General features: G+C 75.7%; 10 protein-coding genes. All 10 read right to left on the bottom strand.

The features are described from left to right. Nucleotides 1–5 precede the first annotated feature (5 nt). Nucleotides 6–1067: a glycoside hydrolase family 26 protein gene (locus tag IE326_RS15665; RefSeq protein ID WP_190041814.1), complete on the bottom strand. Its 1062-nt coding sequence runs from the start codon at nucleotides 1065–1067 to the stop codon at nucleotides 6–8. After that, entirely contained in the window at nucleotides 1064–1480 is a 417-nt protein-coding gene (locus tag IE326_RS15660) for a hypothetical protein (protein ID WP_229915348.1), read from the bottom strand. Before IE326_RS15660 ends, IE326_RS15665 begins: the two co-directional genes overlap by 4 nt. Further along, entirely contained in the window at nucleotides 1477–3366 is a 1890-nt protein-coding gene (locus tag IE326_RS15655; protein ID WP_229915347.1) for a hypothetical protein, read from the bottom strand. Before IE326_RS15655 ends, IE326_RS15660 begins: the two co-directional genes overlap by 4 nt. A 113-nt stretch (nucleotides 3367–3479) precedes the next feature. Then, nucleotides 3480–4271, bottom strand: coding sequence for a polysaccharide deacetylase family protein (locus tag IE326_RS15650; RefSeq protein WP_190041813.1), 792 nt, complete (start codon nucleotides 4269–4271; stop codon nucleotides 3480–3482). After that, entirely contained in the window at nucleotides 4268–5605 is a 1338-nt protein-coding gene (locus IE326_RS15645) for a glycosyltransferase family 2 protein (protein WP_190041812.1), read from the bottom strand. The genes IE326_RS15650 and IE326_RS15645 overlap by 4 nt, the downstream gene beginning before the upstream one ends. Continuing rightward, a complete protein-coding gene (locus tag IE326_RS15640) occupies nucleotides 5602–6708 on the bottom strand; it encodes a GNAT family N-acetyltransferase (RefSeq protein WP_150232757.1) in 1107 nt (368 codons plus the stop codon). The genes IE326_RS15645 and IE326_RS15640 overlap by 4 nt, the downstream gene beginning before the upstream one ends. 205 nt (nucleotides 6709–6913) lie before the next feature. After that, entirely contained in the window at nucleotides 6914–7543 is a 630-nt protein-coding gene (locus IE326_RS15635) for a hypothetical protein (protein WP_190041811.1), read from the bottom strand. Nucleotides 7544–7628: 85 nt separating this feature from the next. After that, the gene (gene hutI / locus IE326_RS15630) at nucleotides 7629–8798 is read right to left on the bottom strand and encodes an imidazolonepropionase (RefSeq protein ID WP_150228508.1); all 1170 of its coding nucleotides are present in this window, start codon (nucleotides 8796–8798) and stop codon (nucleotides 7629–7631) included. Between the two features lie 100 nt (nucleotides 8799–8898). Beyond that, nucleotides 8899–10239 carry a formimidoylglutamate deiminase gene (locus tag IE326_RS15625; protein ID WP_190041810.1) on the bottom strand — a complete coding sequence of 447 codons (1341 nt, stop codon included), beginning with the start codon at nucleotides 10237–10239 and terminating at the stop codon, nucleotides 8899–8901. Then, nucleotides 10230–11420, bottom strand: coding sequence for an allantoate amidohydrolase (locus IE326_RS15620; RefSeq protein ID WP_190042258.1), 1191 nt, complete (start codon nucleotides 11418–11420; stop codon nucleotides 10230–10232). The genes IE326_RS15625 and IE326_RS15620 overlap by 10 nt, the downstream gene beginning before the upstream one ends. Nucleotides 11421–11443: the final 23 nt, after the last annotated feature.

Genomic DNA, 11443 nt, shown 5'->3' with positions numbered 1-11443 from the left:
GCGCGTCAGCCCTTCGGCAGGGGCTGCCGGAAGTACGGGGCCCGGCCCGCCTCCCGGTAGCCCTGCAGGCCGGGGCCGGAGTCGACGGTCAGGTCGCAGCCGGGGCCGGGGACGGCGCGGTTCCAGTGGACGTACGCCCGGGCCTCGGGCAGGGTCGGCGCGACCTCGGGGATCCGCGCGTACCAGTCCCGCTGCCGCTCCGGGCGCTCCGGGTCGGGGGCGGTGGCGTACTCGGCGAGCATGACCGGCTTGTCGGCGGAGACGTTCGCGCGGAGCCAGTCGTAGGAGGGGCGCTGGCTCTCCTCGAAGTCCCGCCAGGTGTCGGTGTCGTGGCAGCGGTAGTAGTTGTACTGGTCCATGCCGATCCAGTCGACGTACCGGTCGCCGGGGTAGAGCGCCTTCATCTCCTCGGCCATGCCCAGGTAGCCGGAGACGGTCCAGACCCAGACCACGTTGTCGGCGCCGAACTCCCGGAAGCGGTCGTGGAGGTGCCGGTAGGCGGCGACGTACTCCTCGGGGGTGCCGGCGCCCTCCCCGATGCGGGCGTCGGCCTCCTGGTCGAAGGAGAGGAAGACCCGCTTCCCGTACGCCTTCACGCGGCGGATCTGCGGGTCGATCACCTCGGCGTCGTACTTCCCCGAGGCGATGTTCCGCCAGCCGAGCTGGGTCTCGGTCCAGCCCGCGTGGTGGGGCTCCCGCCAGACGGTGGACTCCCAGGCGAGCATCAGCAGCCGATCGCGGCCGAGTTCCCCTTCGTCCTCGGTGAGGAGCGTCCCGTCGAGGCGGTTGCCCGACATGTCGTGGTAGGCGTAGACGAGGTCGAGCCTGCGGCCGATCCTCTGTTCGAATGCGTGCACGGGGCGGGTGAGCGAGCCGTCCTCGTCGTAGGGGACGTACGCGCCCCACCAGGCGCCGCAGGGGGCGACGAGCCGGTGGTCGGGGGTGCAGTCGGCGTCGCGCCCGGTGGTGGTCGCCCAGGCACCGATCCCGGCGATCAGCGCGACGACGGCGGCGAGCGCAGCGGTGAGGCGTCCGCCGGAGGCGCCCCGGGCACGCCGTCCGGTCACCGGCCCCCGCCGGACTGGGCGGTGCCCGTGGCGGCGGGCAGCGGGAGGCCGGGCAGCAGGGCGGCGACGGTGGTGAGGGCGGCGAGCGGGACGAGGAAGGCGGCCACGGAAAAGCTCCCGGCCAGGAAGAGGCCGGTGGAGGTGAGGGCGGCGAGGGAGAGGCTGAGCGGCGCGGCGAGCGCGAACGTCTCCAAGCGGGTGCCGGGACGCGGTCCGCGCGGCCGGGGGTGGAGCAGGGCGAGGCCGGGTCCGAGGCAGACGAAGAGGAGCACCGGCGGCCAGCGCAGCGGGAAGGCGTTGGGCAGCAGGGTCGCGGCGAGGGCGAGCCAGCCGGAGACGGCGAGGACGGCCCTGGCCCCGGCCCGGGGGGCGCGGGAGGCCGCTGTCGGGTTCGGGTTCGGGTTCACGGTCACGAGGCACCGCCCGGGGTGGTGGTCGACGGGGCGTAGGCGAGGACGATGCCGTACGGCTGCTCCTCGACGGTCCTGAAGAGCGGGGACGCCTTGAGGCGGTCGCGCAGGAGGGCGAAGCCGCCGGACGGCAGCAGTCCCTCGCCCGCGGTGTAGACGTCCTGGGTGCGGGTGAGGACGACGTGGACGGCGGCCCCCGGGGGGATGCGGTCGGCGAGATAGCGGGCGGGGTCGACGAGCATCCGCTCGTTCTCGGCGGGGTCCTGTTCGCAGAACCACCAGTGCTCGACCTCGTCGTAGCGGTGCAAGGCCTGCGGGAAGGAGCCGGAGGTGGCGAGGAGCAGCCCGCCGGCGGGCATCCGGTCGATGGCGCGGGTGACGAGCGCGGACTCGGCGGGCGGGGTGTAGTACATGGCGTCCTTGCCGTAGTAGGCGGGCAGGAAGCCGGCAGTGAGGGCCAGGAGGACAGCGGGCAGGGCGACGGCGGTGATCCGGCGGCGGGCGAGGGCGCCGCGGCTGCGGCGGGCGCCTCCCGCGGCGGGGACGAGCGCTGCGGCGGCGAAGAAGGCGGCGCCGGGCAGCCCGAAAAGGTAGACGCGGAAGAGCATCTCCCCGCCGTAGTCGTTGACGGCGAAGAGCGGCAGGGGGGCCGCCGAGGCGAGCAGCAGCGGAAGGGTGCTGCGGGTGAGCCGGCGGCGGGCGAGGACGGCGATCACGGCGCAGAGGGCGACGGCGAGGGCCATGGCGATGCCGGCCCGGCCGGCGAGTTCGGGGCCGGGTCCGGTGAGCTGTCCGGTGTAGCCGGCGCGGGAGTTCTGGGTGAGCCGACCGAGGGAGTCCTTCAGGGTGGCGAGGGTCTCCAGGAAGAGCGGGCGGCCCATGGTGAGGTCCCAGGCCAGCGTGATCAGGCCGGTGACGGCGAGGAGGCCCAGGTTGCGGTAGCGGCGGGTGAGGCAGAGGGCGGCCAGGACGACGCAGAGCATGACCGGGGTGAGCTGGTGGACCGCGTTGATTGCGAGGATCAGCGGGGCCAGGACGAGGACGCCGATCGCACGCTGCCGGGTGCTCGTGGCCGGCGGCACACCCGCGGCGGCCGGATCGAGCGCGGCCCGGTCCCCGAGCCGGTCCGCCGCGCCGGGACGGACGAAGTGGCGCAGGACGACGGTGAGTACGGTGAGGTGGAGGACGTACGCGAGTCCCTGCGGCGCCAGGTAGTCCTGGCCGACCCAGTTGGCGAGCTGGAAGATCCAGACGGCGGTCCACACCAGCCGCCAGTCCTCGGTGAAGGTGCGGTAGAGGAGCACAAGCACCGGCAGGAGGATCAGGCCGAGGACAATGGGAGCCCAGTTGAGGTAGGCGGCGGTGGACTCGACGCCGAAGGCGCGGACGAGCGCCGCGTTGAGGGTGAAGAAGCCGGGCCACTGGTCGTAGGCGGACATGTTGCCGGACAGCCCGGCGTACGGGCGGAGTTCACCGGCACCGAGGAGGGCGCTGACGACGGCGTCGTGCTTGGACGCCCAGGGGTAGCGCACGGCGTCGTAGAGGACGGCGGGGGCCGCCTTGAGGGCGACGAGCAGCGCGACGCAGTGGACGAGCGGCCAGCCCGGGGCGGTGCCCGCGCGGCGCAGCGCCACCAGGAAGCCGGCGGTGAGGACGACGAGGGAGGCGTAGAAGGGGAGGGGCAGCCGGTCCAGGAGTCCGTAGTCCTCCATGGAGCGGAAGTCGACCAGGGGCAGCGCGAGTCCCCACAGTCCGAGGCCGAGGACCAGGAGGGCCGGGGACAGCCAGGCGGGGGGTCCGGCGGTGCCCGGGCGCGGGGCCTTCGGGTGGGGGGTGGTGGTGGGGCGGGGTGGGGCGGGTGTGGTTTGCGGAGTCTGGTGGTGCTGCACGGTGTGGTTCTCCCCCCACTGTCCCCTGACGGAGCCAGGAAACGTACTTCGGTCGGGTCCTGGTGCACAACTCCCGCTTCGGGTGCGGGGTTTGATGATCTTGGCGGTGTCGCTCAGCCCGCGAACTCCGGACCTTTCAGGAGGGCTCGGGTCCTGCGGTAGAGGCGCCAGCCGAGGGTGGGGAGGGAGTCGGGGTAGGGGGCGGTGCGGGCGCCGGTGCCGGCGAGCCAGGCCCGGACGTCGGCGGTGGTGTGGGTGCGGCGGACGATGAGGCGGGCGATGCGGAAGGGTTCGTCGGCCGGGGAGCTGAGGGCGTGGCGGACGGCGACGGCGGAGGCGTAGCCGGCGGCCCGCGCGGCGCGGCGGACGGCGGGGCTGTTGTAGCCGTGCGGGTAGGCGAGGTGGCGGACCTCGTGGCCGAGGAGGTCCTCCAGCTCCGCCTTGGGGTCGGCGAGTTCGCGGCGGAGCGCGGCGGGCCGGAGGGTGTCGAGCTGGGGGTGGCTGACGGTGTGGGCGCCGATCTCCAGGCCGTGCTCCTCCAGGCGGGGGGCCTGCGCCAGGGTCATCATCGGGGCGGGCGGCAGGAGGCAGGGGCGGCCGGGGGCGAGGGCGCCGGTGGTGAGGTACGCGGTGGCGGGCAGGGCGCGGGCGGCCAGCGCCTCCGCGGTGGGCCCGGCGAGGTCGGCGAAGCCGTCGTCGAAGGTGAGGACGACGGGCCTGGGCGGCAGCGGCGTCCCGGCGGCGAGGTGTCCGGTGAGGGCTCCGATGGTGAGCGGGGTGCGGCCGCTGTCGGCGATCGCGTCCAGGTGGGAGGCGAACTGCCTTGGCGTGACGGCGAATTCGGCGATCCACGCGGGCGGATCGTCCGTCACGGGGTGGTAGAGGAGGACGGGGATGCGGGTCATCGGCCGCTCCGGCGGGTCAGGCGCGCCTTGAGGTAGCCCGCCGGGCCGTGGAGCATGCCGCGCCGCTCCAGGCGGGAGAGGGCGGCGGGCCACGGGTGGTGGTGGGTGCCGTGCGCGCCGGGGACGCCCCCGCCGGGGCTCCCGCCGCGTGCCGCGGTCATCGTCCGGGCGTGGGCGAGGCCGCGCGGCAGGCGGGCGAGGAGCGCGGGCAGCAGGGCGGGGCGGCGGACGAGGGTGGCGGTGAGGTACGCGGTGAGCCCGGCGCCGTAGCCGTACGCCTGGTTCTCCAGGTCCTGCCAGGTCTCGCGGTGGTGGTGCCAGACGAGGGCGTCGGGGGTGTAGCGCAGGCGGTGGCCGGTGGCGAGGACGGCGACGAAGGCGTACAGGTCGTCGCCGCCGCGCGCCGGGGTCCCGGTGCCGGTGGCCGGGTCGAAGCCGCCCGCGCGGCGGAGCGCGGAGGCCCGGAAGGCCATGTTGGCGCCGGAGCCGAAGCTGCCGGCCGTGAACGGGAAGAGGGGTTCGTCGGCGGGCGGCCGGGCCGGGTCGTACAGGCGCGGCGCGAAGCCCTTGGCGAAGCCGCCGTGGGATTCGAGGAGGACCTGCGCGGGGGTGGACAGCCGGGCGGGCAGGATCAGGCCGGTGACGCAGCCGAGCCCGGGATCGGCGGCGAAGGGCGCGGCGAGGGCGCTCAGCCAGCGCGGGTCGGCGATCACGTCGTCGTCGGTGAAGGCGAGGACCTCGCCGTCCGCCGCGGCCGCCCCCGTGTTGTGGGCGGCGGCGAGCCCGGGGCGGTCCTCGCGGACGTACCGGACGCCGTGCCGCGCGTACCGCCCGCCGGTGACCAGGTCGCGGGTGGCGGTGGTGCGGGGCGCGTTGTCGACGACGATCAGCTCGTGGTCCGGGTGGTCCTGCGCGAGGAGCGAGTCGAGCGCGCGGGCGAGGGACGCGGGGCGCTCCCGGGTGGCGACGACGACGGAGGCGCGGGGCGGAGGGGCGGAGGCCCCGGTCGCCGTCGCGGACGCCCTCGTGGCCGCCGTCCCCGCCGCGTCGAACTCCGCCGCCCGCCGTTCGGCGTCGGCCCGGGGGGCGGTGTCCGCCGTCCGCCGCTCCGCCGCGAGCGCGGCGAGGATCCGGGCCGGGTCCTCGCCGTCCTCGTAGCGGGCGAGGACGGTGGCGACCGGGCGTCCCGCGGCGCGGACGAGGGCGTAGACCTCGCCGGGGACGACCGGCGGGGCGCCGGGGGCGGGGCGGAGCCGGAGCGGGGCGCCGGACGCGTCGAGGTCCAGTTCGGCGACGGAGACGGCGGGGGCGGCGGGCGCGGGCGGGCGGCTCATCGGGGGCCCGCCGGCGGGGTCCGGCGGTCGCCGCGCAGGGCGGCGGCGGTGTTCAGGGCGCCGCGGGCGCGGGCGGCCAGGGCCGGGCGGGCGCGGACGTAGGCGTGGGCGGCGCGGACCGGGTCGCGGCGCAGCCGGTGCAGGACGGTGCGCGGGTCGGGGCGGGTGACGGCGCCCTCGTACACGGTGAGTTCGCCGGTCTTCAGGGAGTCCTTGTACTCCGCGGCGCCGCGCCCGAGGTCGAGGAGCCGGATCCCGGCGCCGGCCGCGCCCTCGGCCATCCGCAGGTGGAGGACGAGGCCCGGGGAGTACTTGGCGAAGGCCGGGTCGTAGGCGGGGAACCAGCACGACAGGACGCTCGCCGACCGCAGTCCGAAGTGGGCGGCGACCGGGCGGTCCCCGGCGTACAGCACGGACAGCAGGCCGGAGCAGCCGGGCGCGCGCTGCTCGTGCAGGCGGCGGACCAGGGCGCTGATCCACTGCTGGGCGAAGCGGTCGCCGCGGCCGGTCCTGCGGTACTGCGCGGACTTCCACGCCATGAGGGTGCGCAGGGCGGCCGGGTCGCGCTCGTCGAGGACGAAGCGGAGGCCGCCGTCGGTCTCCCGGGCCAGCTTCCGCTCCTTGGCGAGGGTGGTCCTCAGGAACTTCGGCGACTGGGCGCGCAGCAGCGCCTCGTACGCCGGGTAGCCCTCGCCGACGTCGATGACGGGCGAGGCGAAGGACTCGTCGGCGGCGCCCTCGAAGAGGGTCTGGCCGGCCTCCAGGTTGTCGTACTCCCAGAAGACGAGCCCGCAGGCCCGCAGCAACGCCCCCGTGCCGGGCCGCAGTCCGGGCCGGAAGACGCCGCCCTGGCTGTCGGAGACGCCGAAGCCGATGGCCCTGCCGCGCCCCAACGGGCCCTTCTCGTAGGGGAAGAAGCCGACGGGTTCGTCGCCCTCCCACCACACGGCGACCCGCGCGGCGGGCCGTACGGCTCCGACGGCGAGGGTGAACTCCGGCTCCATGAAAGGGTTCGCGGGAACCCCGGACGCGGCCCGCAGCCTCCGCCACGCCCCGGTCTCGCGCGCGCCCAGCTCCCCCGGCCGCACGATCCGCACCCGCAACGCACTCACCTAGCCGACCCCCCGGTCGTTCCCGGTCATCCCCCCGGACACCGTCCGGGGCACCGCCCGGACAGGACGCTACCGGGCCGGACCGCTCCCCGGCAGGGATACTCGGGCTTTCGATCACGGAGGGGGCGGGGGACGACCGGAGCGCTGCCGGGGCGCGCGGTGGCCCTGGTGCGGGAGGCGGCCCGACGGGAAGGGGTCAGGGGAGGTCGGGGAAGGAGATGACCGGCTCGCGGTGGACGCGGGTCACGTCGATGTCCGGCGAGGCGGGGACGCCGAAGGGTTCGACGGTCACCAGGGTGCCGTAGCCGGTGACGTCGACGGCCATGGCGGAGCCCGGGAGGCGCAGGTCGACCCGGGCCACCGGCGATCCGTACGGTCCGCGCATCTGGTGGATGCGGGCCGCCGGGTAGCCGAGGGCGAGCAGGCGGGTGCGCAGGGCCGGGTAGTCGGTCCGGCCGGGGGTGAAGGCCCGGATGATGCGGTCCTGGTGGTGGTGGGCGACGCACTGGTCGTCGAGGCCGAGGGGCACCTCGGGCACGGGGGTGCCGGCCGTCGCCGCGCGCTGCGCCCGGTCGGTGTCCGCGGTCTGGGTCCTGGCCGGTCCGCAGGACCTGACGACGTTCCCGGCCCACTTCCGGAAGTGGGGCTCCGCCGGCACGAATCGCCATGCCTCGGGCCCGGCCTTCACCTGGACCCGTGACGTCTTCGCCGGGCTCTTGGCGGCGGGGGTGGCCGCGCTCGCGGCGCCGGTGCCGGCGGTCAGGGCGAGGGCGGCGCCGAGGACGGCGGCGGTGACGGGCTTCGAGAGGCGCTGGCTGATTCTCATGCGGGAATCATGCGGGCGGCCCCGGACCACCCACATGAGTACTCCTACTCAACGGCCCCTTGTGCACCGGTGGGTTGCCGGTGCGTCAGACGACCCGGACGCCCCTGCGCCAGACCTCCGTGACCAGCGGGACGCCGGGGCGGTAGGCGAGGTGGACGTGGGAGGGGGCGTCGAGGACGGTGAGGTCGGCGCGGGCGCCGGGGGCGAGGCGGCCGACGTCGGTGCGGCGGAGGGCGGCGGCACCGCCCGCCGTGGCGGACCAGACGGCCTCGTCGGGGGTCATGCCCATGTCGCGGACGGCGAGGGCGACGCAGAAGGGCACGGAGGAGGTGAAGGAGGAGCCCGGGTTGCAGTCCGTGGAGAGGGCCACGGTGACGCCCGCGTCGAGGAGGCGGCGGGCGTCCGGCCACGGCGCGCGGGTGGAGAACTCGGCGCCCGGCAGCAGCGTGGCGACCGTGTTCCCGGAGGCCAGGGCGTCCACGTCCGCGTCGGTGAGGTGGGTGCAGTGGTCGGCGCTCGCCGCGTCCAGCTCGACCGCGAGCTGCACGCCGGGGCCGTACGAGAGCTGGTTGGCGTGGATCCTCGGGAGGAGGCCCTTCGCCTTGCCCGCGGTGAGGATCGCGCGGGCCTGGTCGCCGTCGAAGGCGCCCTTCTCGCAGAAGACGTCGATCCAGCGGGCGTGCGGGGCGCAGGCGTCGAGCATCGGGCCGGTGACCAGGTCGACGTAGGCCGCCGGGTCGTCGGCGTGCTCGGGGGCCACGATGTGGGCGCCGAGGTAGGTGACCTCGTCGGTGTGCTCGGCGGCGATGCGGAGCGCGCGGGCCTCGTCCTCGACGGTCAGGCCGTAGCCGGACTTGGTCTCGAAGGTGGTGGTGCCCTGGCGGAGGGCCTCGCGGAGGTGGCGGGCGACGTTGGCCGACAGTTCGGCGTCGCTCGCGGCGCGGGTCGCCGCGACGGTGGTGCGGATGCCGCCCGCCTTGTAGGGCTGCCCGGACATGCGGGCGTTGAACTCGGCGGTGCGGTCGCCCGCGAAGACGAGGTGCGAGTGGGAGTCGACGAAGCCGGGGAGGACGGCGCGGCCCCCGGCGTCGACGCGGTGGTCCGCGTCCGGGGCCCGCGAGGCGGGGCCCGCCCAGGCGACCGTCTCGCCGTCGAGGACGAGGGCGGCGTCCTCGATCAGGCCGAGGGGGCCTTCGCCGAGGGCGGGGTCGTTCGTCACGAGGCCGGCGATGTGGGTGATGACCGTGGTCGTCATGGTGTGCTCCGGTGCGGGCGGGGGGGGTCGGGTGCGGGCCGGTGACCGGGGTCGCGGGCCCCGTTCCGCCCCGGCGGAACGCCTGCCCACGACCCGGTGGTCAGTCTCTGAGGGCGGCGATCGCCTCGGCGAGGGCCCGCGGCACGTCCGGTACGGAGACGTGGGCGCCGTCGCGGACGATCTCCCGGCCGCCGACGACGACGTGCCGGACGTCGGCGGCGGTCGCCGCGAAGACGGCCGTCTCGGCGGCCAGGCGCGGCACCGGGCCGGCGGTGCGGACGGTGTCGAGGGCGATCGTGGCGAAGTCGGCGGGGGCGCCGGGCTCCAGGACGCCCGCGTCGGGCCTGCCGAGGGCGGCGTGGCCGTCGGCGGAGGCGGCGCGCAGCAGGGCGGCGGCGGTCCAGTGGCCCCGGATGTGGGTGCGCAGGCGCTCGTTCAGCTCCATGGCGCGGGCCTCTTCGAGGAGGTCGATCACGGCGTGGCTGTCGCTGCCGAGGGAGAGCGGGGAGCCGGCCTTCTGGAGGGCGGCGGCGGGGCCGATGCCGTCGGCGAGGTCGCGTTCGGTGGTGGGGCACATGCAGGTGCCGGTGGAGGTGGAGCCGACGAGGGCGATGTCGGCGTCCGTCATGTGGGTGTTGTGGACGCCGGTGGTGCGGGGGCCGAGGACGCCGTGGTCGGCGAGGAGCCGGGTGGGGGTGACGCCGTGGGCGGCGTGGCAGGCCTCGTTCTCGGCGGTCTGCTCGGAGAGGTGGACGTGGAGCGGGGCCCGGCGCTCCTCGGCCCAGCGGGCGACCGTGGACAGCTGGTCGGCGGGGACGGCGCGGACGGAGTGGATCGCCGCCCCGATCCGTACGCCGTCGCGTTCCTCGAGGGCGGAGACCCGTTCGGCCCACTTCTCGGCGGTGCCGTCGGAGAAGCGGAGCTGGTGGTGGTCGGGGGCGGCGCCGAAGCCGGAGGAGAGGTAGGCGGTGTCGAGGAGGGTGATGCGGATGCCCGCCTCCCCGGCCGCCGCGATGAGGGCCTCGCCCATGGCGTTGGGGTCGGCGTAGGGGGTGCCGCCGGGGGCGTGGTGGAGGTAGTGGAACTCGCCGACGGCCGTGATGCCGGCCAGCGCCATCTCGGCGTACACGGCCCGCGCCAGCGCGAAGTAGCTGTCGGGGGTGAGGCGCTGGGCGACGGAGTACATGACCTCGCGCCAGGTCCAGAAGGTGCCGGAACCGACCTGGACGGTGCCGCGCAGGGCCCGGTGGAAGGCGTGGCTGTGGGCGTTGGCGAGTCCGGGGACCGTGAGGCCGCGCAGGACGGTCGCGCCGGGCGGCGGGGTGTCCGCGCCGGTGCGGACGGCGGTGATCCGGCCGTCCGTGACGTCGAGGGCGACGCCCGGCTCGGTGTGGGAGCCGAGCCAGGCGTGTTCCAGCCAGTACGTCGTCGTCAGCGGCACGCCAGTTCCTCCAGTACGTCGGCGAGGGCGAGGACACCGGCCACACAGTCGTCCTCGGTGGCGTGCTCGGCCGGGGAGTGGGAGACGCCGGTGGGGTTGCGCACGAACATCATGGCGGTCGGGATCGACGCGGAGAGGATTCCGGCGTCGTGTCCGGCGCCCGTGCCGAGGACGGGCGTCTTCTCGCCGAGGACGCGGCTCAGCTCGTCGCGCAGGGCGTGGGAGAAGTCGACGACCGGGGTGAAGGACTCGCGGGCCACGGCGAGGTCGATGCCGTGGGCGGCGGCGTAGGCGTGGGCGGCGGTCTCGATGCCGGTGACGACGGCGTCGAGGGACTCCTGGTCGGCGGCGCGGGCGTCGAGCCAGCCGCGCACGAGCGACGGGATGGCGTTGACGCCGTTGGGTTCGACGGAGATCTTGCCGAAGGTGGCGACGGCGCCCGCGAGTTCGGCCTCGCGGCGGGCGGCGAGGACGGTCTCGGCGTACGTCAGCATGGGGTCGCGGCGGTCCGCGAGCCGGGTGGTGCCGGCGTGGTTGGCCTCGCCCGCGAAGTCGTAGCGCCAGCGGCCGTGCGGCCAGATGGCGGAGGCGATGCCGACGGCGTCGCCGCTCAGGTCGAGGGCGCGGCCCTGTTCGACGTGGAGCTCGACGAAGGCGCCGATGCGGGCGAGCCGCTCCGGGTCGGGGCCGATCGCGTCGGGGTCGTGTCCGGCGGCCTCCATGGCCTGCGGCAGGGTGATGCCGTCGGCGTCGCGGAGCTCGTACGCCTTCTCCTTGGTGAGCTGCCCGGAGGCGAGGCGGGAGCCGACGCAGGCGAGGCCGAAGCGGGCGCCTTCCTCGTCGCCGAAGTTGACGATGGCGAGGGGGCGCCTGAAGGAGGCGCCGCGGGCGCGGAGTTCGTCGAGGGCGGCGAAGGCGGAGACGACGCCGAGGGGGCCGTCGAAGGCGCCTCCGTCCGGGACGGAGTCCAGGTGGGAGCCGGTGACGACGGCGTCGCCCGCGGCGGGGTCGCCGAGCCAGGCCCACTGGTTGCCGTTGCGGTCGGTCTCGACGTCCAGGCGGCGGGCCTCGGCCTGCATGCGGAACCAGAGCCGGCAGTCGGCGTCGGCGGCGGTCCAGGCGTGGCGGCGGTAGCCGCCGGAGGCGGCGTGGCGGCCGATGGGGGCGAGGCTGCGCCACATCGCGTGGAAGGACGGGGAGGACG

Source organism: Streptomyces filamentosus, from assembly GCF_014654895.1.
Lineage (GTDB): Bacteria > Actinomycetota > Actinomycetes > Streptomycetales > Streptomycetaceae > Streptomyces > Streptomyces filamentosus.
The sequence above is the reverse complement of the archived record's forward strand: the minus strand, read 5'-3'. Positions and strand labels throughout refer to the sequence as shown.